This is a genomic window from Microbacterium sp. JC 701, from assembly GCF_021026215.1.
Lineage (GTDB): Bacteria > Actinomycetota > Actinomycetes > Actinomycetales > Microbacteriaceae > Microbacterium > Microbacterium algihabitans.
Genome location: NZ_JAJNCV010000002.1, coordinates 196,950 through 223,468 on the forward strand (window position 1 = coordinate 196,950; position 26,519 = coordinate 223,468).

Genomic DNA, 26,519 nt, shown 5'->3' on the forward strand with positions numbered 1-26,519 from the left:
GAACGTACCGGTTAGTACATAAGCCGGTGTCGCGGAGACGAAGGAGTACCGTGATCGACTCGCACCCCTATCTCGTGGGCCTCATCGGCACGGGCGTGCTCCCGTCGCTGACGCCGCCCATGCACATGGCCGAGGCGCGTGCGCTCGGGCTCACCTACGTCTACCGTCCGCTCGACCTGACGGCTCTCGGCATCGATCCCGACCGCATCGGCGACGTGCTCGCCTGGGCCGAACGCCTCGGCTACGACGCCGTCAACGTCACCCACCCCTGCAAGCAGAACGTGCTCGCGCACCTCGACCGCATCGACCCGGTCGCCGCCGCCCTCGGCGCGGTCAACACCGTGCTCTTCACCCCCACCGGCCGCGTCGGCCACAACACCGATACGACGGGCTTCGCCGCGGCGTTCACCGACGGGCTCCCGGATGCCGAGACCCGGCACGTCGTCCAGCTCGGCGCCGGCGGGGCGGGGTCGGCCGTCGCCGACGCGCTGCTGCGCCTGGGTACCGCCCGGCTGAGCATCGTCGACCTCGACCCGGCGCGGGCGCAGGGCCTCGCGGACGACCTCGCGGCACGGCATCCGCTCGCCGTCGTCGACACCTCCTCCCCCGCCGACCTCCCCGCCGTGCTCGCCGATGCCGACGGCCTCGTGCACTGCACCCCGGTCGGCATGGCGGAGCACCCGGGACTCCCCCTCGACGCCGACCTGCTGCGCCCCGAGTTGTGGGTCGCCGACATCGTCTACCGCCCCCTCGATACCGAACTCCTCGTCACCGCGCGCGAGCGCGGATGCCGCACCCTCAGCGGCGGACGCATGGCGGTCCACCAGGCCGTCGACGCCTTCGCCCTCATCACCGGGACGCGACCCGATCCCGACCGCATGACCGCCCACTTCCTCGACCTCGTCACCCCCGGCTCGACCACCGACGTCCCCGTCGGTCCGGCCCTCTCCCGCTAAGGAGCACTCGTCCATGACCACCACCGCAACGACGCGGAAGACTCCCGTGAAGGCGGCCACCGCCAGCTTCATGGGAAGCGCCGTGGAGTACTACGACTTCTTCCTGTTCGGCTCGGCCGCCGCCCTCATCTTCCCGACGGTGTTCTTCCCGTCGGGCGACCAGGCGGCCCTCGTGATGTCGTTCGCGACCTTCGGGTTCGCCTACATCGCGCGTCCCGTGGGCGCCGTGATCCTCGGCCACTTCGGAGACCGCATCGGTCGCCAGAAGGTGCTGATGTTCACGCTCGTGCTGATGGGTCTGTCGACCTTCATCATCGGCTGCCTGCCGGGCTTCGCCCAGATCGGCTGGTTCGCTCCGGTGCTGCTCGTGCTCTGCCGCCTCGCGCAGGGACTCTCGGCCGCCGGGGAGCAGGCGGGCGCCTCGTCGCTCACCCTCGAGCACGCCCCCGACGGGCGTCGGTCGTTCTTCACCTCGTGGACCCTCACCGGCACGCAGGGCGGTCAGATCCTCGCCGCGCTCATCTTCATTCCGGTGGTCGCGCTGCCCGACGACATCAAGTTCTCGTGGGGCTGGCGCATCCCGTTCTGGCTCAGCGCCGTCGTCGTGATCGTGGCGTTCTTCATCCGCCGCAGCCTGCACGAGACGCCCGAGTTCGAGCAGGCCAAGGCCACCGGCCAGATCGCCCGCATGCCCCTGATCCCCCTGCTGAAGAACCACTGGCGCGACGTGCTGCGCGTGATCTGCTGTGCGTTCATCGCCGCCGTCTCGACCGTGTTCGGCACGCTCGCGATCGCCTACGGCAAGGAGCAGGGCCTCGCGGCCAGCGTCACCCTGTGGCTCGTCGTGGTCGCCAACGTCGTCGCGCTGTTCACGCAGCCGCTGTTCGGCAAGCTCGCCGACCGCGTCGGACGCAAGCCGGTGTTCATCTACGGCGCGCTGTCGTCGGCGGTGTTCATGCCGTTCTACATGCTGTCGATGGGCGCGGGGAACGACCTGCTGACCTTCGGTCTCGCGATCCTCACCTTCTCGTGCGGATACGCCGCCGCCAACGCCGTGTGGCCCTCGTTCTACGGCGAGATGTTCAGCACGCGCGTGCGCTTCTCGGGCATGGCGATCGGCACGCAGCTCGGTTTCCTCATGGCCGGCTTCGCGCCCAGCATCGTCGCCGCCCTCGGTGGCGGGTCGGCCGGCGGCTGGGTCGTGATCAGCGTCTTCACCGCGATCATCGCGGTCATCGCCTCGGTGAGCGCCCTGACCGCTCGCGAGACGAAGGACGTGCCCACCGATCAGCTGGGTCTCGCCGCCGAGCGCCGCGTTCCCGCCACGGTCTGACCCCTGACGCGAAAGCCCCGTCTCTCCGTGAGGCGGGGCTTTCGCGTAGGCGGGGTTCTGCGTGCGCGGCGAGACCCGCGCGTCAGAGCGTGCGCAGCGAGCGGCTCATCGCGAGCTCGGGGCCGATCGGGCCGGTGAACTCCTCGCCCGTCGCGACGAACCCGGCGCGGCGATAGGCGGCCTGGGCGCGGGCGTTGTCCGCGTGCACGTCGAGGGCGAGCGTGTCGAAGCCCTGCTCGCGGGTCCAGCGGGCGGCGGCGTCGAGCAGTGCGTCGATCGCCCCCGTGCCGCGGAGTTCGGGCGCGACGTACACCCCGACCACGTCGGCGCGCGCGTCGCTGATGCGACGACCGGTGTGGTCGACCTCGCCCCCGCGACGCACGAGCACCGTCACCGAACCGAGCCACGCGTCGTCGCGCTCCGCGATGAACATCGCCGCCGCATCACCCGCGGCGGCGGCCGAGGCGCGGTCGTCCCAGAACTCCTGCGCGCGCGTGCGCTCCTGCTCGAGGGTGGTGAGGAAGGCGATGGATGCCGCCGGGTCGCTCACCGCGCGCAGGCGCAGCGTGCGGACGCGGTCGCCCTCCCCCGCGCGCACGCGGCGCACGGTGACGCTCACGCGCGCGCCTTCTCCACACGGCACCGTGCGGTGCTCACGCACCGACCTCCTGGTACGCCGCGAACAGCAGCGACTCGTCCGGAGCCTGCAGCACGGTCGGGCGCGCGAGGTCGTCGAGCACGATGAAGCGCAGCATGCTGCCGCGGCTCTTCTTGTCGCGCTGCATGGTGGCCTTGAGCGTCTGGAACGCGCCGGCGCGGTAGGTCGTCGGAAGGCCCAGCGACTCCAGCACCGTGCGGTGACGCTGAGCGACGTCGTCGGACAGACGACCGGCCAGACGCGACAGCTCGGCGGCGAACACCATGCCGACCGAGATGGCCGCGCCGTGGCGCCAGCGGTAGCGCTCGGCGTGCTCGATCGCGTGGCCGAGGGTGTGGCCGTAGTTCAGCACCTCGCGCAGTCCTGCCTCGCGCAGGTCTTCGCCGACGACGCGGGCCTTCATGTCGATCGCGAGCTCGACGCAGCGACGGAACGCGTCACCGCGCGGGTCGACGATGCCCGTCGGGTCGGCCTCGATGAGGTCGAGGATCTCCGGATGCCAGATGAAGCCCGCCTTGACCACTTCGGCGAACCCCGCGGTGGCCTCGTTCTTCGACAGCGTGTCGAGAAGGTCGAGGTCGCAGACCACGGCGACCGGAGGCCAGAACGCACCGACGAGGTTCTTGCCCTCGGCGGTGTTGATGCCCGTCTTGCCGCCGACGGCGGCGTCCACCATGCCGAGCACCGTGGTGGGCACCTGCACGAGCGCGACGCCGCGGAGCCAGGTCGCGGCGACGAAGCCGGCGAGGTCGGTGACCGCTCCCCCGCCGAAGCCGATCACGACGTCGGTGCGGGTGAAGTCGGCCTGTCCCATGACCTGCCAGCAGAACGCCGCCACTTCGACGCGCTTGCCCTGCTCGGCATCCGGGATCTCGGCCAGCAGCACCTGGTGGTCGCCGACGAGTTGCGCGCGCAGCGCCTCGGCCTGCTTCGCGAGGGTCGGCGGGTGCACGATGAGCACCTTCTGCGCTCCGGCGGGCAGCTTCTCGCCCAGGGTCGCGAGCAGCCCGCGGCCGACGGTGATGTCGTAACCGGGGTCGCCGGCGACGGAGATGGTCGTGGTGTCGCTCATGGTGCCTCCTGGGCCGGGACGCTCTGCGCCCAGGCCACGATGTCGTCGACCACGCGGGACAACGGCCCCGATGACGTGTCGAACGCGATGTGGGCGGTGGATTCGTAGATGGGCCGGCGCTCCTCGAAGATGCGCAGCCAGCGTTCGGCCGGGTCTTCGCCGCCGAGCAGGGGACGCTCGTCGCCGTGGATGCGCGAAGCCACCACGTGCGGCGACACCGTCAGCAGAACGACACGATGCGCGGTGAGGCGTTCGCGGGTGAGCGGGTCGAGCACGGCTCCCCCACCGAGGGCGACGACTCCGCCGCGCCCGAGGGCCTCGACGACGGCCTCGCGCTCGAGGGCGCGGAAGTGCGGCTCGCCGTGGGCGAGGAACAGGTCGCGGATGGGTCCGTGGTCGCGCACGACGAGCTTGTCAGTGTCGGTGAAGGTCGTGCCGAGCGCACGCGCGACGCGACGACCGACGCTCGTCTTGCCGGCGCCCATCGGACCGATGAGCACGACGGCGGGACCGGGAGCACCGTCGGGCCCGGGTGTCGCCGCGCTGCCGGGCACGCCGGAGATACCGGGTGCGCCGGAGACACCGGGTGCGCCGGAGTCACCGGATGCCGCCGCGCTGCCGGCAGCCCCCGGAAGCCCGGGACCCCCGGCGTGCGATTCGTCGGCGGGCACCCGCTCAGGCGAGGTCATGCGCGAGCAGCGCCGCGTCGGACGCGTCGCTCGTGCGCAGCGTCTCAGGCAGGTTCGCCAGGTACGACTCGAGGTTGCGGCGCGTCTCGGCGACGTTGTCGCCCCCGAACTTCTCGAGCACCGCGTCGGCGAGGGTCACGGCGACCATGGCCTCGGCGACCACGCCCGCGGCGGGCACGGCGCAGACGTCGGAACGCTGGTGGTGGGCCGCGGCCGTGTCGCCGGTGGCGACGTCGACGGTGCGCAGCGCCTTGGGGATCGTGGCGATCGGCTTCATGCCCGCGCGCACGCGCAGCACGGTGCCGGTCGACATGCCGCCCTCGGTGCCGCCCGCGCGGTCGGACGAGCGGGTGATGCCGCCGTCGGTGGCGAACAGCTCGTCGTGGGCCTGCGAGCCCCGGCGGGTCGTGGTGAGGAAGCCGTCGCCGACCTCGACGCCCTTGATCGCCTGGATGCTCATGAGCGCCTGCGCGAGCCTCGCGTCGAGGCGGCGGTCCCACTGCACGTGCGAACCGAGCCCCGGGGGCAGGCCGTAGGCGAGCACCTCGACGACACCGCCGAGGGTGTCGCCCGACTTCTTGGCGTCGTCGACCTCGGCGACCATCGCGGCACTCGTCTCGGCGTGGAAGCAGCGGAGCGGATCGGCGTCGAGGCGGTCGACGTCATCGGGCGTCGGGAACTCCGCGTCGTCGGGGACGCGAACGGGGCCGATCGAGAGGGTGTGGCTGACCAGACGGATGCCGAGTTCGTTCAGGAACGAGCGGGCGACGGCGCCGAGGGCAACGCGCGCGGCGGTCTCGCGGGCCGAGGCCCGCTCGAGGATGGGTCGCGCTTCGTCGAAGCCGTACTTCTGCATGCCGACGAGGTCGGCGTGACCGGGTCGCGGGCGCGTGAGGGCGGCGCCGCGGCCGCGGGAGCGGTCGGAGAGCTCGACGGGCTCGGGGCTCATCACCTCGGTCCACTTCGGCCACTCGGTGTTGCCGATGCGCAGCGCGATGGGGCTGCCGATGGTGAAGCCGTGCACGATGCCGGTCGAGAGCGTGAGCTCGTCTTCTTCGAACTTCATGCGCGAGCCGCGGCCGTAGCCCAAGCGCCGACGCGCCAGCTCGGCGCGGATCTGCGCCGACGAGACGGGAACGCCGGCCGGCATCCCCTCCATGAGGGCGATCAATTCGGGGCCGTGGGACTCGCCGGCGGTGAAGACGCGAAGCATGTCCCTAGTCTCCCATGAGCGCGATGCGCATTGCGGCCAGCACCTCGGGCTCGCGCGAGAGGGGGCGAGCCGGGTCCTCCCCCACGAACACCCGCACCTGCAGCAGGGCCTGGTGCAGCAGCATCCCGAGGCCGTCGTGCGCGGCGACGGCCGCCCGCTCCCACGCGAGGGCGAGCGGGGTCGGCCACCCGCCGTAGACCACGTCGACGAGGGGGCCGGAGCCGGATGCCAGGGCGTCGCCGACCGGGCCGAGGTCGATCCCGCCCGGGAGCGCCGCGATCGTGGCATCCGCCGACGCGAGATGCGGATCGTCCAGCGATCGCGCCCGCACCTCGACCTGCAGTGCCGCCCCGAGGTCCGTGAGCCGTGCGGCCGCTTCGGGGCGCCGGGCGCGCACCTCGATCGTCGAGGCTCCGGCGCGGGCCGCCGCGACGACCGCGGAGGTCGCCGTCGCCCCCGCGCCGAGCACCCGCACCAGCCGCGGCTCGCGCACGCCGTACTCGTCCAGGGCGCGAGCGAGGCCGCCGACGTCGGTGTTAAACCCGTGCGGTCCGTCGGCGGTCAGCAGGTACGTGTTGACCGCGCCGGTCAGGCGCGCGTCGTCGTCGAGGGTCGCCGCGCGGGCCGCAGCGACCTGCTTGAGCGGCATCGTGAGCGACAGCCCCCGCCAGGTCGCGTCGAGGGCCTCGATCTCACCGATGAACGAGGCGTCGTCGACCTGGCGTCGGTCGTACTCCCAGTCGAGCCCGAGCACGCCGTAGGCCGCGGCGTGCAGCCGGGGCGACCGCGAGTGTGCGATCGGGTCGCCCCAGACGGCCAGCCGGGTCGGGCCGGTCAGCATCCGCCGTCGGGGTTCTCGCGGCACCAGGCCTGGAACTGGTCGACGGCCTTCAACTGGTCGGCGTAGGTGGTCGAGAACACCGTCTCACCGGTGGCCAGGTTGACGGTCGTGAAGTAGTACCAGGTGCCGTCGACGGGGTGCATGGCCGCATCGATGGCGAGATCGCCGGCATTCGCGATCGGTCCGACGGGGAGCCCCGGGCGGATGTAGGTGTTCCACGGGTTGTCGCTCGTGAGCGCGTTCTCGCTCGACGACGACGAACCGGCGTCGAGTTCGTTCGCGCCGTACTGGGCCGTGGAGTCCATCTGCAGCAGGCCGTGCGTCTCGGTGTTGTCGGGCTGCAGGCGGTTCTCGATCACGCGCGAGACCTTGTAGAAGTCCTCGCTGCTGCGTGCCTCGCGCTCGATGATCGAGGCGATGATGAGGATCCGCTCGCGATCGCCCTCGGGCACTCCGGCCTTGTCGAGCGACTGCACGGTGCGCTGCACCATGGTCTGGATGACCTGCTGCGCGGTGACGCCCTCGTCGAAGTCGTACGTGGCCGGGAAGATCCAGCCCTCGAGCGTCGAGGCCGGAACCCCGTACTGCGAGGGATCGGCGGTCGCGGCGTCGAGGTCGGCGCGCGGGATCTTGAGCTGCTCCGCGATGAGGTCGAGCGACTGGTTGAGGGTCAGGCCCTCGCGCAGCTGCACCGAGTAGTTCAGTCGGGTGGCCGGGTCTTTCAGCGCCGCGATGACCGCCTCGGAGGTCATCTTCTGCTGCAGCTTGTAGACGCCGGGCTGGAAGGTGAAGCCCACGGCGTTGTCGACCATGTACTTGTACAGCGAGTTCGACGCCTTGGTCACGCCCGCGTCGAAAAGCTTGGGAGAGACCGATTCGCCGGTGTCGCCCGCGACGATCGTCACGCGGGCTTCGCCGGTGGCCTCGCCGGCCGCGTACTCGATCGGTTCGCTCGTGCCCAGGAACTCGCGCACACGGTCGCCGTAGGTGTTCCAGACATAGAGGCCTCCGGCGGCCACGCCGCCGACGATCAGGACGACGATGGCGAGGGCGATCCACCCCGCGATCCGTCGACGCTTCTTCGCTGCGCGCGGGGCGTGCTCGCCGATGTCGTGGGTGGTCGTCTGGCCGGTGAACAGGTCTTCGAGCGACCCCGCCGCGGCGGAGCGCGAACCGGATGCCGCAGACCCGGCGGCCGCGGCTCCGGCGCCGACGAGCACGGGTTCGCGCACCTCGTCGCGCGCGGGCTCGACCGGGGGCGAAGCGGCCGCTGACGGGCCGGAGGGGGCTGCGGGAGCGGGAGCGGCGGCGGCGGCGCGGCGCGCGGCGTCCGACGAGAGGGCGGGGCCGTCCGTGCCTCGGCGCACCGGCCCGGGCTGGGCCAGGTCGTCTCCGCGGAGAGCGGGGGCGGATGCCGTGCGCCGGGGCGCGGCATCCGGAACCTCCGCGGCCGGGACGGCCGTCGGCACGACGGTGGGGCCGTCGTCGGCCGCGCGCGGGGCGGGCGCGGGGGCTGGGCTGTCCTGCGCGGTGGGGCGCGCGGTCTCGACTGGCGGAGCCACGGGGGTGTCTTCGGGGGCACGGCGGGCCGCATCGAAGCGCGGGGCGGCGTCGGGCGTCGGGGCGTCGGACGACTCGGGAGTGGGGGTCGGACCCGTCGACGTGCGCCGGGCCTCGCGCGCGGCCCGGCGCGACGGGGGTGCGGCGTCGTCGCCGGATGAAGACCGCGCGGCCCGGCGGGGGTCGGGCAGACGGCCGTACAGGTCGGCGAACGGATCGTTCTCGGGGGGCTGGTTCTCGGGCATTGTCAGGCGGGCTCCTGTCCCGGTGTGACGGCGGGTCCGGCCGGCTCGCCGGACTGTCGCTCCACGTCGAGCGCCTGCTGCAGCAGGACCACAGCGGCGACTTGATCCACAATGCTACGAGAATCGCGCTGGGAACGTCCTGCTTCCCGCAAGACGCCGTGCGCCGACACCGTGCTCAGACGCTCGTCGACCAAGCGCACCGGCATCGGCAGGGCGTCGGCGAGGGCTTGGGCGAACGCCCGCGCGTCGGTGGTCGAGGGCGTGTCGTCGCCGCGCAGGTTCAGCGGCAGACCGACGAGCACCTCGAACGCCTCGTACTCGGCGGCGAGGGCGACGATGCGTCGCACCGGCTCCTTCTTGCGTTGGACCGTCTCGACCGGAACGGCGAGCACGCCGTCGGGGTCGGAGCGCGCCACGCCCACGCGGGCGCGCCCCACATCGATGCCGAGGCGGATACCGCGGCGGAACTCCGTCACGCGGTGGTCGCCCGCACGTCGGCGACGATGCCGTCGAGCGCCTGCAGGAGGGCCGCGGCATCCGTTCCACCGCCCTGCGCGACATCGGGGCGTCCGCCGCCTCCGCCGCCGAGCACACCGGCGGCGTTCTTGGCCAGGGCGCCCGCGGCGAGACCGCGCTCGCGCGCCGCGTCGTTGGTGACGACGACGACGGTGGCACGCCCACCCGCGACGGTCGCGAGCGCCACCACGGCCGGGTCGGTGCCCAGGCGGTCGCGCACCTGCAGCGCGAGCGAGCGCACGTCGTCGGCCGACGCGCCCTCCCCCAGGCTCTGTGCGACGACGCGCACCGTGCCGACCGCGACGGCCGACTCGACCAGCTGCGGCAGGCGACCGGTCAGGGCCTGCGCCTCGAAGGCCGCGATCTTCTTCTCGGCGGCCTTGAGGTTGGCGGCGAGCTCGGCGATGCGCGTGGGCAGCTGCTCGCGCGGCGTCTTCAGGCTCGAGCTGAGCTGCGAGACGATCGCGCGCTCGGCGGCGAGGTCGCGGAAGGCGTCGAGACCGACGAGGGCCTCGACACGACGGTTGGAGGCGCCGACCGACTGCTCGCCGACGAGGTTGACCAGGCCGATTTCAGCGCTGCGGGCGACGTGGGTGCCACCGCACAGCTCACGCGACCAGGGGCCGCCGATGTCGACCATGCGCACGGTGTCGCCGTACTTCTCGCCGAACAGCGCCATGGCGCCGGCGGCCTTCGCCTCGTCGAGCGACATCACGCGCGTGGTGACCTCGAGGTTGTCGCGGACGGCGTTGTTGGCGATGTCCTCGATCTCGGTGCGGGTCTCGGGCGACAGCGCCGAGCCCCAGCTGAAGTCGAAGCGCATGTACCCGGCGCGGTTGAGCGAACCGGTCTGCGTCGCGCTCTTGCCGAGCGTGTCGCGGATCGCCGCGTGCACGAGGTGCGTCGCGGTGTGCGCCTGCTGAGCCGCGTGGCGGTTGAGCGCGTCGACCACGGTCGTCGCGGGGGCGCCGACCGACACCTCGCCGGTGGTGACCTCGACGGTGTGGCTGACCAGGCCCGGAACGGGGCGCTGCACGTCGAGCACCTCGAGCTCGTAGCCCGGGCCGACGATGACGCCCTTGTCGGCGACCTGGCCGCCCGACTCGGCGTACAGGGCGGTCTCGGCGAGGATGACCTCGGCGATCTGGCCCTCCGACGCGCGGTCGGTGCCCTGGCCCTGCACGAGGATGCCGAGGATCTTCGACTCGGTCTGCATCTCGGTGTAGCCGGTGAACACGGTCTCGCCCAGCGAGCGGAACTCACGGTATGCGCTCTGGTCGGCGAGCGCTCCCTTGCGGGCGCGGGCATCGGCCTTGGCGCGCGTGCGCTGCTCGAGCATGAGCGTGTCGAACGCGGCACGGTCGACCGACAAGCCCGCCTCTTCGGCGATCTCGAGCGTCAGGTCGATCGGGAAGCCGTAGGTGTCGTGCAGGAGGAACGCCTCGGAGCCCGACAGGGTGGTGCCGCCGCCGTTCTTGGCCTCGACGACCGACTGGTCGAGGATCGCCGACCCGGCCGCGAGCGTGCGCAGGAACGTCTGCTCCTCGGCGATCGCGTAGGCCGAGAGGCGCGCGTAGTCGGCCTCGACCTCGGGATACGACTCCTTCATCGCGTCGCGCGAGGCGGCGAACAGCTCGGGGAAGGTCGCGCCCTCGACGCCCAGCAGGCGCATCGAGCGGATCGCGCGGCGCATGATGCGGCGCAGGATGTAGCCGCGTCCCTCGTTCGAGGGGGTCACGCCGTCGGCGAGCAGCATGAGCGAGGAGCGCACGTGGTCGGCGACGATGCGCAGGCGCACGTCGTCTTCGTGCGATTCCTGGCCGTACGACTTGCCCGCGAGCTTCGCGGCCAGGTCGAGCACGGGGCGCACCTGGTCGGTCTCGTACATGTTGTCGACGCCCTGCTTGATGAACGCGATGCGCTCGAGGCCCATGCCGGTGTCGATGTTCTTCGCGGGCAGCTCGCCGACGATGTCGAAGTCGTACTTCGAGCGCACGTTGGTGATCTCGTACTGCATGAACACGAGGTTCCAGATCTCGACGTAGCGGTCGTCGTCGGTCGCGGGACCGCCGTCGATGCCGTATGCGGGACCGCGGTCGAAGAAGATCTCCGAGCAGGGGCCGGCGGGGCCCGGCAGGCCGGTCGACCAGTAGTTCGTGTCCTTGCCGAGGCGCTGGATGCGCTCGTCAGGCAGGGTGCTGAGCTTCAGCCAGAGGTCGCGGGCCTCGTCGTCCTCTTCGTAGACGGTGACCCACAGATCCTTCGGGTCGAAGGCGAGTCCGCCCTCCGACTCGGGCGCGGTGAGCAGCTCCCACGCGAAGCGGATCGCGTCTTCCTTGAAGTAGTCGCCGAACGACCAGTTGCCGAGCATCTGGAAGAAGGTGCCGTGACGCGGGGTCTTGCCGACCTCCTCGATGTCGTTGGTGCGAATGCACTTCTGCACGTCGGCCGCGCGGGGGTACGGCGGCGGCACGACACCGCTGAGGTACGGGATGAAGGGCACCATGCCCGCCACGGTGAACAGCAGGGCCGGGTCGTCGGTGACGAGCGAGGCCGAGGGGACGATCGTGTGGTTCTTCTTCTCGAAGAAGTCGAGGAAGCGCTGGGCGATCTCGGCGGTTTTCATGGCGGGTCTTTCCGTGCGCGTGCGGATTCGCCCCGGTGTTCGGGGACGGATGCCGCAGGGAGGTCAGTCGGAGGAGGAAACGGCCTTCGTGGCCGTAGCGGCGGCGTCGCCCACGGCATCCGCGGTCTTGTCGACAGCGGCGGCGGCGACGCCCTTGGCGTCGTCGATGATCTCGGAGAGTCGGGTCTCCTGCTGGTGGTAGGCGTCGCTCATACGGTCGGTGAACTCGCCGATGCGCGAGTCGAGCTGGGCGAGCACCTCCTGCCCGCGCGGGTCCTTGTTGACCAGGTGGGCGGCGACGAAACCACCGGCGATACCCAACGCGAACCAGACGAGGCTTTTCACGATCACCACTTCTTCCTCGATACGACGCCGCGATCGCGGCATCCCTCATCGTAAGCGACGGCCCCCGCGGCGCGCGCGTCCACCGACGGGATGCCGTGGAGTCGGCCCGTCCCCAGCCGCCTGCGGGCGCTTCCCGCCGCCGTCGCGTCGCGGAGCGCTGCCGTGTCGGAGCGGCCGCGTGTCCTGACACGACGCAGGAGTTCTGCCTCATCGGTGGCTCGCGGCCCTGCGTGCGTAGGGCTGCGGCGCCGAGACTGCTGCGTTGCGTCCCTCTCGCCCGCGACGGGTGCCCGGCGCCGGCAGGAAGTCCGGGCGGACACAACGCAGGAGATCGGACGCGGATCCGCCCGTTGCCCCCGGATTGCCGACCGTTGACGGCGGATCTCCTGCGTCGTGTCCGGGGAGGCCGGTGCTCGGGCTGAGAACGACGAACGGCCGCGCGGGAGTGCGACCCGGGAACGACGAAGGGCCACGCGGGAGCGCGACCCCGAAAGGACGAAGGGCGGCGTGACAGCGCGACCCGGGAACGACGAAGGGCGCCGGGAGAACCCGACGCCCTTCTCTGCTCGCTGAGATCAGCGGGCGGCGTAGTACTCGACGACGAGCTGAACTTCACACGTCACGGGAACCTCGGCGCGCTTGGGGCGGCGCAGAAGCTTCGCCTGCAGCGTGGAGAGGTCGACCTCGAGATAGCCCGGAACGGGGGGCAGCACTTCGGCGTGCCCACCGGCGGCGGCGACCTGGAAGGGCTCGAGGCCCTCGCTCTTGGTCTTGACGTGGATCAGCTGTCCCGGCTTGACGCGGAACGACGGGCGGTCCACGAGCTGGCCGTCGACCATGATGTGGCGGTGCACGACGAGCTGGCGAGCCTGCGCGGTGGTGCGGGCGAAGCCCGAACGCACGACGAGGGCGTCCAGACGCATCTCGAGCAGCTCGACCAGGTTCTCACCGGTCAGGCCGTCGGTGCGGCGGGCCTCGTTGAACGCGATGCGAAGCTGCTTCTCGCGGATGCCGTACTGCTCGCGCAGACGCTGCTTCTCACGGAGACGGACGGCGTAGTCGCTGTCGGCCTTGCGCTTGGTGCGGCCGTGCTCACCGGGAGCGTAGGGACGCTTCTCGAGGTAGCGGGCGGCCTTGGGGGTGAGTGCGACGCCGAGGGCGCGCGACAGACGCACCTTGCGGCGGTCCTGAGACTTCGTGGTCACGAAGTTCTCCTTCCGATGACGTGGCCGCGCCTTTCACGGCTCACGGGCGTATCGCCCCCTTCCGCCCGATCCGAAGCGCACGCCGGGGCGCACCGGAAGGTGATCACAGGAAGGAGGGGATGCCCGAAAACCCTGTTTCGAGCCGGTTCATGCTATCAGAGCGCGCCGGGAGCATGCCGGATGCCGCGTCAGCGCCCCTCGAGGATGCGGCGGATCTTCTCGAGACGCGCCGACACGTCGCGTTCGGCACCGTGACTGGTGGGTTCGTAGTACCGCTTGCCGACGAGCTCGTCGGGCAGGTACTGCTGCGTGACGATGCCGATGTCGCTGTCGTGCGCGTACTTGTAGCCCTTGCCGTGCCCGAGTCGCTTGGCGCCGGGATAATGGGCGTCGCGTAGGTGCATCGGCACGCGTCCGAACCCGCCCGCGCGCACGTCGGCGATCGCGGCGTTGATGGCGTTGTAGGCGGCGTTCGACTTGGCGGTCGTGGCGAGGTACACGGTCGCCTCGGCAAGGGGGATGCGCCCCTCGGGCATGCCGATGAACGCGACCGCGTCGGCCGCGGCCACCGCGATCTGCAGGGCCTGCGGGTCGGCCATGCCGATGTCTTCCGCGGCCGAGATGACCAGGCGCCGCGCGATGAAGCGGGGGTCCTCGCCCGCCTCGATCATGCGCGCGAGGTAGTGGATCGCGGCATCCGGATCCGACCCCCGCACCGACTTGATGAAGGCGCTGATGACGTCGTAGTGCTCGTCGCCCTGGCGGTCGTAGCGGAGCAGGGCGCGGTCGACGGCCTGGGCGATGTGGTCGGCGGTGATGACGGGGAGCTCGTCTCCTCCGCCGGTGAACGGACCGGGATCCTCGTCGTCGTCGGAGTCGTCTTCGTCCTCGGCGTCGCGGACGGCCGGTGCGGTCGCCCCCGCATCGTCGCCCGCGACAGAGGCCGCCGCCTCGAGGGCGGTGAGGGCGCGTCGGGCGTCGCCGGAGGCCAGGCGCACCAGGGCCGCCCGGGCGTCGTCGTCGAGCACCACGCGTCCGGCGAGGCCGCGGGGGTCGGTCACCGCGCGATCCACCAGGGCTCCGAGGTCGTCGTCGCCGAGGGGACGCAGGGTCAGCAGGAGCGAGCGCGAGAGCAGGGGCGAGATCACCGAGAATGACGGGTTCTCGGTGGTCGCGGCGATGAGCACGACCCAGCCGTTCTCGACGCCGGGAAGCAGCGCGTCTTGCTGGGCCTTGGTGAAGCGGTGGATCTCGTCGAGGAACAGGATCGTCGACTGCCCGTACAGATCGCGCTGGGTGAGGGCTTCTTGCATGACCTCGCGCACGTCTTTGACGCCCGCGGTGATCGCCGACAACTCCACGAAGCGTCGCCCCGACGATCGGGCGATGGCCTGGGCGAGCGTCGTCTTGCCGGTGCCGGGCGGGCCCCAGAGGATGACCGAGGCCGCCGACGCGGATGACGAGGAGTCGGTCGTCGCGAGTGTGACCAACGGCGATCCCGGTCGCAGCAAGTGCCCTTGGCCGGCGACCTCGTCGAGGCTGGTCGGCCGCATGCGCACGGCGAGCGGCGTCTGGCCCTGGAAGAGGGCGGAGGAAGGGGTCACCCCTCCAGGCTAACCGCGGCCTCCGACATCGAGCCCGGGCGGGCGGACCGCGACGGGCGCGGGCGGGAATGTCGCGCGGGCGCCGCTTTGTAGGATCGAAGGGCCCGTGACGGGCGAGAGGAGTCGATGGTGGCGACGCGCGGAAAAGACCGGCAGACGCGGGAGCAGCGCGAGCGCGCCCGCACCTACCAGGCGCGGCTCGAGCTGCACGAGCGACAGGGACGACGCCGTCGGCGCGACAACCTACTCGCCGTCGTGGTCGGTCTCGTCGTGATCGCCGGAGCCATCGGCGTGCAGACCGCGTACTTCGTGGCCGGGCCCGGTGCTCCCGCGCCCTCGCCGTCGACGCCCGCCACGCCCGCGTCGACGCCCGACACCTCCCCCTCCGCGCCTGCTCCCGCGGCGACGCCGACGCCCTGATCCTGTCTCGCGGGGGCCGCGCGTACTAGGCTCGGAGGGTCCTTCTCCCCCAGGCGGTTCTGCCGCGATGAGGTGCTACCCGTGACTTCCGTCCCCACCCCCGAGTCCTCCGACCCGCGCGACGCCGCGAACGACGTCGAGGTCGACACCACCCAGGCCGACAGCGCCGAGACGGCCGAGGCCGTCGAGGCTCCGGATGCCGCGGCCTCCGACGACCTGACGGCTCCGGTCTCCGCCGATGAGACGTCGGACGCTCCCGCCGAGGAATCCCCCGTCGAAGACGCGGCCGCGGCTGACGCCCCCGCCGCTGACGAGGCCTCCGTCGAGGACGCCTCTGCGGAGGACGCGCCCGCCGAGGGTGCTCCTGCGGACGAGGCTCCCGCCGCGGACGCCGTCGAGGACGCCCCCGCTGAGGACGCTGCCGCCGCTGAGGCTCCCGCCGAAGACGCCCCTGCTGAGGACGCGTCCGCGAACGATGAGGCCCCCGCCGCCCCGGCGGCCCCCGGCCCCCGCCCCGGTGCGCGCGTGCCCGGTCCCCCGCCCGGCAAGAAGGCCTCCACCTCGTCGACCGAGCCCTGGGGCCGCGTCGATGACGAAGGCACCGTGTCGGTCCGCGAGGGCGACGAGTGGCGCGTCGTCGGGCAGTACCCCGACGGCACCCCCGCCGAGGCCCTCGCCTACTTCCAACGCAAGTTCGCCGACCTCGCCGGCGAGGTCACGCTGCTCGAGACCCGTCACCGTCGCGGTGGCGCCTCGGCGTCCGACCTGCGCGCCGCGGCCAAGGCGCTGCACGGCAAGCTCGACGGTGCCGCAGCGGTCGGCGACCTCTCGGCTCTGATCGCCCGCGTCAACGCCCTCACCTCCGAACTCGCCGAGGCGAGTGAGACTGAGGCCGTCGCCGCCAAGCAGGCCACCGAAGAGGCCGTGCGCGAGCGCACCGCGATCGTCGAAGAGGCCGAGGCCCTGGCCGCTCGCGACCCGCAGACGGTGCAGTGGAAGCAGATGACGGCCGACATGACCGCGCTGTTCGACCGGTGGCAGGCCCACCAGCAGAACGGTCCGCGCCTGTCGAAGTCGACCGCCCAGCAGCTGTGGCGCCGCTTCCGCGACGCCCGCGCCACGGTCGACCGCCACCGCCGCGAGTTCTTCTCGTCGCTCGACGAGACCCACAAGGCCGCGCGCGAGGCGAAGACCCGCCTGGTGGAGCGTGCCGAGGCACTCGCCCCCCGTGGCGAAGACGGCATCGGCGCGTACCGCGATCTGCTCGACGCGTGGAAGGCCACCGGCCGCGCCGGCCGCAAGGTCGACGACGCCCTGTGGGCGCGCTTCAAGGCCGCTGGCGACGCGCTCTACGGCGCGCGCATCGAGCGCGAGTCGGCCGACGCCGAGGCGTCGAAGGAGAAGATCGAGCAGAAGCGCGTGCTGCTGCAGGAGGCCGCTCCGATCGTCGATGAGAAGAACATCGCCACGGCGCGCCAGAAGCTCACCGCGATCCAGCGTCAGTGGGACGAGATCGGTCGCATCTTCCCCCGCGACAAGGAGCGCGCCCTCGACGACGAGCTCCGCAACATCGAGCAGAGCGTGCGCACCCGCGAAGACGCCGACTGGAAGCGCAACGATCCCGAGCAGAAGGCGCGCGCCAACGACATGACGCGTCAGCTCACCGACGCCATCGACAAGCTCGAGGCCGAGCTCGCCGCCGCCGAGGCCAAGGGCGACAAGCGCGCCGTGGCCCAGACGCAGGAGGCCCTCGAGGCGCGCCTCACCTGGCTGCGCGCTCTCGGCGGCTGAACAGGCCGACCCACCGGGTTATCCACAGGCTGACGGACTTCCGTCACGGGGCGACACCGTTCCCGCCACACTGGCGGAATGGTGTCGCCCTTCCTGTTCTTCCCCGGTGAGCGTCTGTCGATCGCCGAGCTCACCGCTGCGTGCCTCGACGGCATCCTGGTCCCGCTCGGGGCGGGCTACATCCCCGCCGATGCCGTCGAGACGCCGTGGATGCGCGCGCGCAGCATCGCCCCGCTCGTGGGTGAGCGGTGGGCGGCGATCCGCCTGAGCGCGGCGTGGATCCACGGCGGGGTGCTGACCGAACCGTATCGACACCACGTGCAGCGCGTCGCGGCCACCCGCGCCCGCGCGCCGCACGACGCGCGCGTCGTGTCTCACGAGGTGCGCCTTGCGGCCGCCGACGTGCGGCAGGTGGCGGGGGTGTCGGTCACCTCACCCGTACGCACCCTCGTCGACCTCGCGCGCAGCGACGACGAGACCGAGCGTCGTGCCGCTCGCATGTGGGCCGCCGATGATCCCGGAGCTCGGGATGACGCGGTCGAGTGGCTCGCGCGGCATCCGCGATTCCCTTTCGCCCGTCGCGCCGCCGACGTGCTCGCGCAGACGGCGGCGGGTCGGTCCGAGTCGCAGCCCACGAGCTGACGCGTCGGATCCCCCGGCCGCCGTGACGATCCACGATTGAATCGAGCGAGACGGCGCACGGGCAGACCGGCACGCGGCCTCGGTCGTGAGACGCCGGCCTTACGACGAGGTGACGCGGTACACGTCGTAGACGGCGTCGATGCGGCGCACGGCGTTGAGCACCCGGTCGAGGTGCACGGTGTCGCCCATCTCGAACACGAACTTGCTCAGGGCGAGGCGGTCGTTGGTGGTCGATACGGTCGCCGAGAGGATGTTGACGTGATGCTCGCTGAGCACGCGCGTGACGTCGCTCAGCAGACCCGAGCGGTCGAGGGCCTCGACTTGGATCTGCACGAGGAACACGCTCTTGGTCGTCGGCGCCCACTCGACCTCGATGAGACGGTCGGGTTCTTCCTTGAGCGAACGCACGTTGGTGCAGTCGCCGCGGTGCACCGAGACCCCGCTGCCGCGTGTGACGAAGCCGACGATCTCGTCGCCCGGCACGGGCGTGCAGCACTTGGCGAGCTTGACGAGGATGTCGGGGGCTCCGCGCACGAGGACGCCGGAGTCTCCGCCGCGCGGGGCGCGGCTGCGCCCGACGGGGATGTCGATGGGACCGGTGTTGGTCTCTTCGGCGCTGACGAGCGCGGTGACCTTCTCGATGACCGACTGGGTCGAGACGTGGCCTTCTCCGACCGCGGCGTACAGGGCGGAGACGTCTTCGTAGTGGAACTGCCGCGCCACCTCGGTGAACGAGTCCTGGTTCATCAGGCGCTGCAGCGGCAGGTTCTGCCGGCGCATCGCGCGCGCGATGGAGTCCTTGCCCTGCTCGATGGCCTCTTCGCGACGCTCCTTGGTGAACCACCCGCGGATCTTGTTGCGCGCGCGGGTGCTCTTGACGAAGCCGAGCCAGTCCTGGCTGGGGCCGGCATCGGGGTTCTTCGAGGTGAAGACCTCGACGACGTCGCCGCTCTGCAGAGTCGACTCCAGCGGCACGAGGCGACCGTTGACCTTGGCGCCCATCGTGCGGTGGCCGATCTCGGTGTGCACGGCGTAGGCGAAGTCGACGGGGGTGGCGCCAGTGGGAAGACCCACGACGCGCCCCTTCGGCGTGAAGACGTAGACCTCTTTGGCGCCGATCTCGAAGCGCAGCGAGTCGAGGAACTCCCCCGGGTCGGCGGTCTCGGCCTGCCAGTCGGAGATGTGCGCGATCCACGCCATGTCGGCGTCGACGGCCTTCGCGTCGGTCTTGCCGCCGGCCATGCGCTCTTTGTACTTCCAGTGCGCGGCCACGCCGAACTCGGCCTGCTGGTGCATCTCGTTCGTGCGGATCTGGATCTCGACCGTGCGTCCGCCCGGGCCGATCACCGTCGTGTGCAGCGACTGGTACAGGTTGAACTTGGGCGTGGCGATGTAGTCCTTGAACCGCCCGGGCAGCGGTGTCCACCGCGCGTGGATTGCGCCGAGCACCGCGTAGCAGTCCCGCACGGTCCCGACGAGGATGCGAATGCCGATGAGGTCGTAGATGTCGTCGAACTCGCGGCCCCGCACGACCATCTTCTGGTACACCGAGTACAGCTGCTTCGGTCGACCCATGACGCGCCCGCGCACGCGGAGCTCGCGCAGGTCGGCGTCGACGGCGTCGATCACGTTCTGCACGTACTGCTCGCGCTGCGGGGTGCGCTGTTTGACGAGGCTCTCGATCTCGGCGTAGAGCTTGGGGTGCATGACCGCGAACGAGAGGTCTTCGAGCTCGCTCTTGATCGCCTGGATGCCGAGGCGGTGAGCCAGCGGGGCGTAGATCTCGAGCGTCTCGGTGGCCTTCTTGGCCGCCTTGTGGGGCGGCACGAAGCCCCAGGTGCGCGCGTTGTGCAGGCGGTCGGCGAGCTTGATCAGCAGCACGCGGATGTCTTTCGACATCGCCACGATCATCTTGCGGACGGTCTCGGCCTGCGCGCTGTCGCCGTACTTGACCTTGTCGAGCTTGGTGACGCCGTCGACGAGCATCGCCACCTCGTCGCCGAAGTCGGCGGCGAGCTCGTCGAGCGGGTAGTCGGTGTCTTCGACCGTGTCGTGCAGGAGGGCCGCGGCGATGGCCTTCGGCCCTAGGCCCAGCTCGGCAAGGATCTGCGCGACGGCGAGCGGGTGCGTGATGTACGGCTCGCCGCTCTGGCGCTTCTGCCCGTCGTGCGCCTTGTCAGCGACGGCGTAGGCGCGCTCGATGATCGCGAGATCACCCTTGGGGTGATGCGTGCGCACCGTTCGCAGCAACTTGTCGACGTCGTCGCGGCGGGCGGCACGCGAGAAGATGCGCGGCACGAGGCGTCGCAGCGAGGACGGCGGCGGCGCGGAGGATGCGGTCTCGGTCATCGCCACCCCTTCCTCACGGCCAGTCGATCAAGTCTACGCCCCGCGCGATGCCCCGGAGAGCGGCGGGGCCCCGGCCTCAGGCCGGGACGCCCGCCTTCTCGCGCGCGGCGACGACGCGGGCGTCGCGCTGGGCGATGGGCTTCTCCGACTCGCGCAGCAGCGCGTACATCGGGACGGCGACGAACAGGGTCGAGTAGGCCGCGACGATCGTGCCGACGAAGATCGACAGTGAGATGTCGCTCAGCGTGCGGGCACCGAGCGGAACACCGATGAAGAGGATCGCACCGACCGGGAGCACGGCCACGACCGTCGTGTTGATCGAGCGGATCAGCGTCTGGTTGGCGGCGAGGTTGACCGACTCCGCGAAGGTGCGGCCGGAGATCTCGCCGTCTTCTCTCGTGTTCTCGCGCACCTTGTCGAAGACGACGGTGGTGTCGTAGAGGGCGTAAGAGAGGATGGTGAGGAAGCCGATCACCGCCGCGGGCGAGATCTCGAACCCGAACACCGCGTACACGCCGATGGTGATGACGAGCACGTCGACCAGGCCGATGATCGCGGCGACCGACATCTTCCACGTGCGGAAGTACAGCGCGAGGATGAGGAAGGTCAGCGCGAGGAAGATCGCCAGACCCCACAGCGACTGACGCGTGACGTCGGCGCCCCAGGTGGGACCGATGAACGAGTCGGTCACCTCGGCGGAGGGCACGTCGTACGCGCTCGCGAGCGCGGCCGAGACGGCCTGCGTCTGGTCGCTGCCGAGCTGGTCGGTCTGCACGCGGACGGCCTGGTCGCTGATCGTGGTGACGCGCGTCTGCGCGCCCGGCACGACCGAGGTCACCGCGTTCGTCGCGAGCGACTGGTCGAAGCTGGCGGGGTTCGACACGGTGAACTGCGACCCACCCGTGAACTCGATCGAGAACTGCACGGGGCGGATGAAGGGCACGAGCGCCGCGCCGATGACGAGCACCGCCGCGATGATGAACCACAGACGACGACGCTGCACGAACGGGAACGAGGTCTTCCCGGAGTAGAGGTCGTTTCCGAGCTGAGACATGGAGCGCATCAGTCGTCTCCCTCCTTCGTGGAGCGGCTATCGCCGCGGGACGCGGCAGCGAGCTCGGCCTGCTTGCGTTCGGCGATCGTCTGCCGACGTGCGGCCTCGCCCCGCGAGCGCTTGGCGCGACCGCTGTCGACGACCGGGGCGCGGAACTCCGCACGACCGCGGTAGACGGCCCCGAGCGCGTTGGGGTCCATCCCCGAGAGCGGGTGGCCCGAGCCGAAGAAGCGCGTGCGCGCCAGCAGCTGCATGACCGGGTGGGTGAACAGGATGAAGATCAGGATGTCGATCGCCGTGGTCAGGCCCAGGGTGAACGCGAAGCCCTTCACCGTGGCATCCGCGAGGATGTACAGCACGACGGCGGCGAGGATGTTGATCGACTTCGAGATGTAGATCGTGCGCTTGGCGCGACCCCATCCGTCTTCGACGGCCGCGGTGATCGACTTGCCGTCGCGCAACTCGTCGCGGATGCGTTCGAAGTACACGATGAACGAGTCGGCGGTGAAGCCGATCGTGACGATCAGACCCGCGACACCGGCGAGCGACAGGCGGAAGCCGGCGCGCCACGCGAGGATGCAGATCGCGGCGTAGGTCAACACCGCCATCACGGCGAGAGACGCGATGATCACCGTGCCCAGGGCCCGGTAGACGATCAGCGAATAGATCGCGACGAGGCCGAGGCCGATGAGGCCGGCGATCAGACCGACCTGCAGCTGCTGCGAACCGAGTGTCGCCGACACGGTGTCACTGCTGACGACGGTGAAGCTCAGCGGCAGGGCGCCGTACTTCAGCTGGTCGGCGAGGGCCTTCGACGACTCCTGCGTGAAGCTGCCCGTGATGCTGGGGCGGCCGTCGAGGATGATGCCGTTCATCGACGGAGCCGACAGCACCTGACCGTCGAGCACGAACGCGAACTGGTTGAAGGGTGCCTGCTTGCCGTAAAGGCGCTGGCTGATCTCGCCGAACTTCTGGGTGCCCTGGTCGTTGAAGACGAGGTTGACGGCCCAGCGGCCGGTGTTCTGTTCCTGGCCGTTCGTGGCGTCGACGATGTCGTTTCCGTCGAGCTCGACGGGTCCGAGGATGTACTTCGTACCGTCCTGGAGCCCGCACGTGATCATCGGCTGGTCTGCCGGGGCCTGCGCGGGGTTGCTCGGCGGGTTCGCGCAGTCGTACGAGAGGAACTGCGCCTGCAGAGCCGGGGTGATGTACGCCGGGTCGCTCGCGTCGGTCGGCGACGCGGTGGGCGTGGCCGGCAGGCTCGGGTCGGGCGTCGGGTACGGCGTGGAGTTGCCGTCGGCGCCGACGAACGTCGTGGCCGGCGAGCCCGTGAACAGCACGGGACGCAGCTGGAGCTGCGCGGCGCTCTGGATCCGCTGGCGGGTGGCCTCGTCGGCCTGGCCGGGGATCTGCACGACGATGTTCTGTCCGCCCTCGGTGGCCACGTCGGCCTCGCCGACGCCCGAGGCGTCGACGCGCTGGCGGATGATCGACACGGCCTGCTGCAGCTGATCGCTGTCGGGCGCGGCGCCGTCGGTGGTCTGGGCCTGCAGGATGATCTGCGTGCCGCCCTGGAGGTCGAGCGCGAGCTCGGGAGACCAGGAACTGGCGTTGAAGGTGTACACGCCGAGCGCGTTGATGCCGAACAGCACGCCGGTGATGGCGAGCAGTCCGGTCAACACGCGCCAGGCATGACGGACAGGAGTCGAGGGCGCCACGGAGTCGGCTTTCTGTGCGGCGGGCGAGTACGGCGGAAGAGCGGAGGTCAGGCCTGCGGGCGGTCCTTGTCGGTCTGCTCGGCCTCGGTGTGCTGACGGGCGGCGCGCTGGTCGTCGCTGATCGAGGTGATGTCGTGGTCGGCGACGCCCGCGATGTATTCGGCCTCGGACTCCTCGGCCTCGATGAACTCGTCTTCGGTGACGGCGCCCTGGGCGGCGTCGACGATGCGGAGCACGGCCTGGCTGTGCACCTTGATGACCACGCCGGGCGCGATCTCGACCAGCGCGGGCTTGTCGAGGTCTTCACCGTCGTACTCGACGATGGTGCCGTACAGGCCGCCCTGCAGCAGGACCTCGGCGCCGGCGACGGTCTCGCGGGCCTTCTTCTCCTGCTCGGCCTTCTGCTTCTGCATGCGGCGGCGCGAGCTCCAGAACATGAAGACCAGCAGGCCGATGAGCAGGATGATGAGGCCGTAATCGGAGAAGAACCGGGCGATATCCATCGAGGCGGTGCACCTTTCAAAGTCAGGCGCGCCGTGCGGCACTGCCTAGCGGGGGGTAGAGCGGGGGTCGGGGAATCCCCCGCCGAGTATAGGTCATGACCCCTGGCTGAACCGGAGCAGGCCGTCGGGGTGAGGGGCGCCCAGGTGGTCGTACGCCTCTGGGGTGGCGACGCGGCCGCGGGGGGTGCGGCCCATGAATCCGATGCGCACGAGGTAGGGCTCGACGACGGACTCGATCGTCTCGGGCTCTTCGCCGACGGCGACCGCGAGCGTGCTGAGTCCGACCGGTCCCCCGCGGAAGCGCCGCACGAGCGCGTCGAGCACGGCGCGGTCGAGGCGGTCGAGGCCGATGGAGTCGACGTCGTAGAGGTCGAGGGCGGCACCGACCGTGCGCACGTCGGCGTCGCCGTGTTCGGCGCCCGCGGACGGCCCGTGCACCACGAGGTAGTCGCGCACGCGGCGCAGCAGGCGGTTCGCGATGCGGGGGGTGCCGCGCGAGCGGCGCGCGATCTCGGAGCGCGCGGTGCCCGGCAGCCCGACGTCGAGCATCGACGCCGAACGCGTGACGACCTGCTCGAGCTCTTCGGGCTCGTAGTACTCGAGGTGGGCGGTGAAGCCGAAGCGGTCGCGCAGCGGGTTCGGCAGCAGGCCCGATCGGGTGGTGGCGCCGACGAGGGTGAAGGGGGCGAGGTCGAGGGGGATGCTGGTGGCACCCGCACCCTTGCCGACCATGATGTCGATGCGGAAGTCCTCCATCGCGAGGTACAGCATCTCTTCGGCCGAGCGCGCCATGCGGTGGATCTCGTCGATGAAGAGCACTTCACCCGGCGTGAGGGAGGACAGCAGGGCCGCGAGGTCGCCCGCGTGCTGGATCGCCGGTCCACTCGACAGGCGCAGGGGGCGGCCGCTCTCGTGCGCGACGATCATGGCGAGCGTGGTCTTGCCGAGCCCGGGAGGGCCCGACAGCAGGATGTGGTCGGGCGAGCGCTGCTGGATGCGTGCGGCATCGAGCAGCAGTTGCAACTGACCGCGCACCTTCTGCTGGCCGACGAACTCGGCGAGCGAGGTGGGGCGCAGCGCCCCCTCGATCGCGAGCTCGACCTCGTCGTCGGGGGTGCCGGCGTCGCGGACGTCAGCCACTCACGCTCTCCTTGCGGGCGGGGCCGAGCAGCGCGAGCGTCAGTCGCAGCAGCGCCTGCACCGACGCGCGGTCGGCGTCGGAGGCGTTCTCGGCGACGGATGCCACGGCCTCGGCCGCCGTGCGTTCGGTCCACCCGAGGCCGATGAGCGCCTGCGTCACCTGCAGGGGCACCTGTCCGTGCGCCGACACGGCCGCGGGGGCGGTGGCGGGAATCACGGCGAGCTTGCCCGCGAGCTGCACGACGATGAGCTTCGCGGTCTTGGGGCCGATGCCCGACACGCGGCGGAAGGGGGCGTCGTCGTCGTCGGCGACGGCCTGGGCGATCTGCGGAACGGTGAGCGACGACAGCACGCCGAGGGCCGACTTCGGTCCGACGCCGGTCACGCTGATCAGCTGCGTGAACACGGTCAGCTCTTCGCGGGTGTCGAAGCCGTAGAGCGACAGGGCGTCTTCGCGCACGATGAGGTTCGTGTGCAGGTGCACGTCATCGCCGACGTGGACGGTGCGGGCGAGTTGCGAGGTGACGGCGACGGAGAAACCGACGCCGCCCACCACGATCACGAGCGAGTCGTCGGCGACGTGGGCCGCCGTCCCGTGCAGCGAAGAGATCATGCTCCGAGCCTACGCATCGGTTCGTACATGTGTTCGAGCGACACGCGTCGGCGGTGTCCGTCGCTTCTCGGCGTCGCGCCAGGCGCGCTGCGCGGGGGTGAGCTCCGCGCCGCCGGGAGCTGCGGCTGCTCCCCCGCGCCACGCGTGGCAGAGCGCGATGGCCAGCGCGTCCGCGGCATCCGCCGGCTGGGGAAGAGCGTCGAGGCGCAGCACGCGCGCGACCATCGTCTGCACCTGCAGCTTGTCGGCCGAGCCGTAGCCGGTGATCGCGGCCTTGACCTCGCTGGGCGTGTGCGTGGCGGCGGTGAGACCGTGCTCGGCGGCGAGCAGCAGCGCGATGCCGCTGGCCTGGGCCGTGCCCATCACCGAATGGCGGTTGTTCTGTGCGAACACGCGCTCGACGGCGACGACGTGCGGCTGGTGGGCGAGGAGAACTTCGCGGATGCCGGCGGCGATGGCCGCGAGACGTTTCTCGATCGGATCGGTCGGTGCCGAACGCGCCACCCCGACGTGCACGAGGGTGGCCGTGCGGTTGGGAGCGACGTCGACGATGCCGATGCCGCAGCGCGTGAGGCCGGGGTCGATGCCGAGGACGCGCAGGGAAGATGCCACGACCCCCACGGTAGGCGCAGGGGTCGTGGTCGAGCTCAGGGCGCGCCCTTACTCGTCGTTCTCGAGCTCGGCCTGCACCTCGGGCGTCATGTCGAAGTTGGTGTAGACGTTCTGCACGTCGTCACTGTCTTCGAGCGCGTCGATGAGGCGGAACACCTTGCGGGCCGTGTCGGCGTCGACCTCGACCTTGAGCGAGGGCACGAACTCGACGTCGGCGGAGTCGTACTCGATGCCGGCGTCCTGCAGAGCAGAACGCACCGACACGAGGTCGCTCGCCTCGGTGATGACGCCGAAGCCCTCGCCGTGCGGCTCGACCTCTTCGGCGCCGGCCTCGAGGACCGCGAGCATGACGTCGTCTTCGGTGGTGCCCTCGGAGGGAACCACGATGACGCCCTTGCGGCTGAAGTTGTAGGCGACGCTGCCCGGGTCGGCGAGTGTTCCGCCGTTACGGCTGAGGGCGGTGCGCACCTCGGCCGCGGCGCGGTTCTTGTTGTCGGTCAGACATTCGATGAGGAACGCGACGCCGTTCGGGCCGTAGCCCTCGTACATGATCGAGGCGTATTCAACAGCCTCGCCGCCGATGCCCGCACCTCGCTTGATCGCGCGGTCGATGTTGTCTTTGGGGACCGAGGTCTTCTTGGCCTTGAGCACGGCGTCGAAGAGGGTGGGGTTGCCCTGGAGGTCGGCTCCACCGAGCTTCGCCGCGACCTCGATGTTCTTGATGAGCTTGGCCCACGACTTGGCGCGACGGGAGTCGATGACCGCCTTCTTGTGCTTGGTCGTGGCCCATTTGGAGTGTCCGGACATAGCTTCC

At 70.9% G+C, this 26,519-nt stretch carries 24 protein-coding genes; 5 read left to right on the forward strand and 19 right to left on the reverse strand.

Going from position 1 to position 26,519, the window contains the following annotated elements:
• The first annotated feature begins 50 nt into the window (after positions 1-50).
• Positions 51-956 carry a shikimate dehydrogenase gene (locus LPW41_RS08855; protein WP_230704625.1) on the forward strand — a complete coding sequence of 302 codons (906 nt, stop codon included), beginning with the start codon at positions 51-53 and terminating at the stop codon, positions 954-956.
• 13 nt (positions 957-969) lie between these two features.
• Positions 970-2,289, forward strand: coding sequence for an MFS transporter (locus LPW41_RS08860; protein WP_144833470.1), 1,320 nt, complete (start codon positions 970-972; stop codon positions 2,287-2,289).
• An 82-nt stretch (positions 2,290-2,371) separates the two neighbouring features.
• Here the strand turns inward: LPW41_RS08860 and LPW41_RS08865 are convergent, their stop codons facing one another.
• The 11 genes from LPW41_RS08865 to LPW41_RS08915 form a co-directional block, all read right to left on the reverse strand.
• The gene (locus LPW41_RS08865) at positions 2,372-2,908 is read right to left on the reverse strand and encodes a GNAT family N-acetyltransferase (protein ID WP_230704626.1); all 537 of its coding nucleotides are present in this window, start codon (positions 2,906-2,908) and stop codon (positions 2,372-2,374) included.
• Between the two features lie 34 nt (positions 2,909-2,942).
• A complete protein-coding gene (aroB, locus tag LPW41_RS08870; protein WP_154096653.1) occupies positions 2,943-4,019 on the reverse strand; it encodes a 3-dehydroquinate synthase in 1,077 nt (358 codons plus the stop codon).
• On the reverse strand, positions 4,016-4,504 hold the full coding sequence (locus tag LPW41_RS08875; RefSeq protein ID WP_144833783.1) for a shikimate kinase: 489 nt from the start codon (positions 4,502-4,504) through the stop codon (positions 4,016-4,018). Before LPW41_RS08875 ends, aroB begins: the two co-directional genes overlap by 4 nt.
• 190 nt (positions 4,505-4,694) lie before the next feature.
• Positions 4,695-5,921: a chorismate synthase gene (aroC, locus tag LPW41_RS08880; RefSeq protein ID WP_154096652.1), complete on the reverse strand. Its 1,227-nt coding sequence runs from the start codon at positions 5,919-5,921 to the stop codon at positions 4,695-4,697.
• A gap of 4 nt (positions 5,922-5,925) precedes the next feature.
• Entirely contained in the window at positions 5,926-6,762 is an 837-nt protein-coding gene (locus tag LPW41_RS08885) for a shikimate dehydrogenase (RefSeq protein WP_230704627.1), read from the reverse strand.
• Positions 6,756-8,567, reverse strand: coding sequence for an endolytic transglycosylase MltG (gene mltG, locus LPW41_RS08890; RefSeq protein ID WP_230704628.1), 1,812 nt, complete (start codon positions 8,565-8,567; stop codon positions 6,756-6,758). The genes LPW41_RS08885 and mltG overlap by 7 nt, the downstream gene beginning before the upstream one ends.
• Positions 8,568-8,569: 2 nt before the next feature.
• A complete protein-coding gene (gene ruvX, locus LPW41_RS08895; protein ID WP_144833482.1) occupies positions 8,570-9,043 on the reverse strand; it encodes a Holliday junction resolvase RuvX in 474 nt (157 codons plus the stop codon).
• Positions 9,040-11,709, reverse strand: coding sequence for an alanine--tRNA ligase (gene alaS / locus LPW41_RS08900; RefSeq protein ID WP_230704629.1), 2,670 nt, complete (start codon positions 11,707-11,709; stop codon positions 9,040-9,042). The genes ruvX and alaS overlap by 4 nt, the downstream gene beginning before the upstream one ends.
• Positions 11,710-11,772: 63 nt before the next feature.
• On the reverse strand, positions 11,773-12,060 hold the full coding sequence (locus tag LPW41_RS08905) for an ATPase (RefSeq protein WP_230704630.1): 288 nt from the start codon (positions 12,058-12,060) through the stop codon (positions 11,773-11,775).
• 569 nt (positions 12,061-12,629) lie between these two features.
• The gene (gene rpsD, locus LPW41_RS08910; RefSeq protein WP_144833486.1) at positions 12,630-13,259 is read right to left on the reverse strand and encodes a 30S ribosomal protein S4; all 630 of its coding nucleotides are present in this window, start codon (positions 13,257-13,259) and stop codon (positions 12,630-12,632) included.
• Positions 13,260-13,447: 188 nt separating this feature from the next.
• Positions 13,448-14,863: a replication-associated recombination protein A gene (locus LPW41_RS08915; RefSeq protein WP_230704631.1), complete on the reverse strand. Its 1,416-nt coding sequence runs from the start codon at positions 14,861-14,863 to the stop codon at positions 13,448-13,450.
• Positions 14,864-14,992: 129 nt separating this feature from the next.
• Between LPW41_RS08915 and LPW41_RS08920 the strand changes: the two genes are divergently transcribed.
• The 3 genes from LPW41_RS08920 to LPW41_RS08930 all read left to right on the forward strand — a co-directional run bounded on the left by LPW41_RS08920 (position 14,993) and on the right by LPW41_RS08930 (position 17,716).
• Entirely contained in the window at positions 14,993-15,283 is a 291-nt protein-coding gene (locus LPW41_RS08920; RefSeq protein WP_144833490.1) for a dioxygenase, read from the forward strand.
• An 81-nt stretch (positions 15,284-15,364) separates the two neighbouring features.
• Positions 15,365-17,074, forward strand: a complete 1,710-nt coding sequence (locus LPW41_RS08925; protein WP_308071711.1) for a DUF349 domain-containing protein — start codon at positions 15,365-15,367, stop codon at positions 17,072-17,074.
• 78 nt (positions 17,075-17,152) lie between these two features.
• Positions 17,153-17,716 carry a hypothetical protein gene (locus tag LPW41_RS08930; protein ID WP_230704632.1) on the forward strand — a complete coding sequence of 188 codons (564 nt, stop codon included), beginning with the start codon at positions 17,153-17,155 and terminating at the stop codon, positions 17,714-17,716.
• A 99-nt stretch (positions 17,717-17,815) separates the two neighbouring features.
• Here the strand turns inward: LPW41_RS08930 and LPW41_RS08935 are convergent, their stop codons facing one another.
• The 8 genes from LPW41_RS08935 to LPW41_RS08970 all read right to left on the reverse strand — a co-directional run bounded on the left by LPW41_RS08935 (position 17,816) and on the right by LPW41_RS08970 (position 26,512).
• Positions 17,816-20,065, reverse strand: a complete 2,250-nt coding sequence (locus LPW41_RS08935) for a bifunctional (p)ppGpp synthetase/guanosine-3',5'-bis(diphosphate) 3'-pyrophosphohydrolase (protein WP_144833495.1) — start codon at positions 20,063-20,065, stop codon at positions 17,816-17,818.
• 76 nt (positions 20,066-20,141) lie between these two features.
• Positions 20,142-21,128, reverse strand: coding sequence for a protein translocase subunit SecF (secF, locus tag LPW41_RS08940; protein ID WP_144833497.1), 987 nt, complete (start codon positions 21,126-21,128; stop codon positions 20,142-20,144).
• Positions 21,128-22,837, reverse strand: coding sequence for a protein translocase subunit SecD (gene secD, locus LPW41_RS08945; RefSeq protein ID WP_230704633.1), 1,710 nt, complete (start codon positions 22,835-22,837; stop codon positions 21,128-21,130). Before secD ends, secF begins: the two co-directional genes overlap by 1 nt.
• A 47-nt stretch (positions 22,838-22,884) precedes the next feature.
• A complete protein-coding gene (gene yajC / locus LPW41_RS08950; protein ID WP_144833501.1) occupies positions 22,885-23,340 on the reverse strand; it encodes a preprotein translocase subunit YajC in 456 nt (151 codons plus the stop codon).
• A gap of 93 nt (positions 23,341-23,433) precedes the next feature.
• Complete coding sequence (gene ruvB / locus LPW41_RS08955) at positions 23,434-24,480, reverse strand: Holliday junction branch migration DNA helicase RuvB (RefSeq protein ID WP_144833502.1); 1,047 nt, start codon at positions 24,478-24,480, stop codon at positions 23,434-23,436.
• Complete coding sequence (gene ruvA / locus LPW41_RS08960) at positions 24,473-25,093, reverse strand: Holliday junction branch migration protein RuvA (RefSeq protein WP_144833504.1); 621 nt, start codon at positions 25,091-25,093, stop codon at positions 24,473-24,475. Before ruvA ends, ruvB begins: the two co-directional genes overlap by 8 nt.
• 9 nt (positions 25,094-25,102) lie before the next feature.
• Entirely contained in the window at positions 25,103-25,705 is a 603-nt protein-coding gene (gene ruvC / locus LPW41_RS08965; protein WP_230704634.1) for a crossover junction endodeoxyribonuclease RuvC, read from the reverse strand.
• A 48-nt stretch (positions 25,706-25,753) separates the two neighbouring features.
• Complete coding sequence (locus tag LPW41_RS08970) at positions 25,754-26,512, reverse strand: YebC/PmpR family DNA-binding transcriptional regulator (RefSeq protein ID WP_144833508.1); 759 nt, start codon at positions 26,510-26,512, stop codon at positions 25,754-25,756.
• Between the last annotated feature and the right edge of the window lie 7 nt (positions 26,513-26,519).

Bases quoted from the DNA above. Each gene is read 5' to 3' on its own strand.
- LPW41_RS08970 (WP_144833508.1), bottom strand. From the start codon at position 26,512: ATGTCCGGACACTCCAAATGGGCCACGACCAAGCACAAGAAGGCGGTC.
- LPW41_RS08875 (WP_144833783.1), bottom strand. From the start codon at position 4,504: ATGGGCGCCGGCAAGACGAGCGTCGGTCGTCGCGTCGCGCGTGCGCTC.
- alaS (WP_230704629.1), bottom strand. From the start codon at position 11,709: ATGAAAACCGCCGAGATCGCCCAGCGCTTCCTCGACTTCTTCGAGAAG.
- secF (WP_144833497.1), bottom strand. From the start codon at position 21,128: ATGCGCTCCATGTCTCAGCTCGGAAACGACCTCTACTCCGGGAAGACC.
- aroB (WP_154096653.1), bottom strand. From the start codon at position 4,019: ATGAGCGACACCACGACCATCTCCGTCGCCGGCGACCCCGGTTACGAC.
- ruvA (WP_144833504.1), bottom strand. From the start codon at position 25,093: ATGATCTCTTCGCTGCACGGGACGGCGGCCCACGTCGCCGACGACTCG.
- LPW41_RS08930 (WP_230704632.1), top strand. From the start codon at position 17,153: ATGGTGTCGCCCTTCCTGTTCTTCCCCGGTGAGCGTCTGTCGATCGCC.
- LPW41_RS08860 (WP_144833470.1), top strand. From the start codon at position 970: ATGACCACCACCGCAACGACGCGGAAGACTCCCGTGAAGGCGGCCACC.
- mltG (WP_230704628.1), bottom strand. From the start codon at position 8,567: ATGCCCGAGAACCAGCCCCCCGAGAACGATCCGTTCGCCGACCTGTAC.
- aroC (WP_154096652.1), bottom strand. From the start codon at position 5,921: ATGCTTCGCGTCTTCACCGCCGGCGAGTCCCACGGCCCCGAATTGATC.
- LPW41_RS08885 (WP_230704627.1), bottom strand. From the start codon at position 6,762: ATGCTGACCGGCCCGACCCGGCTGGCCGTCTGGGGCGACCCGATCGCA.
- yajC (WP_144833501.1), bottom strand. From the start codon at position 23,340: ATGGATATCGCCCGGTTCTTCTCCGATTACGGCCTCATCATCCTGCTC.
- LPW41_RS08935 (WP_144833495.1), bottom strand. From the start codon at position 20,065: ATGACCGAGACCGCATCCTCCGCGCCGCCGCCGTCCTCGCTGCGACGC.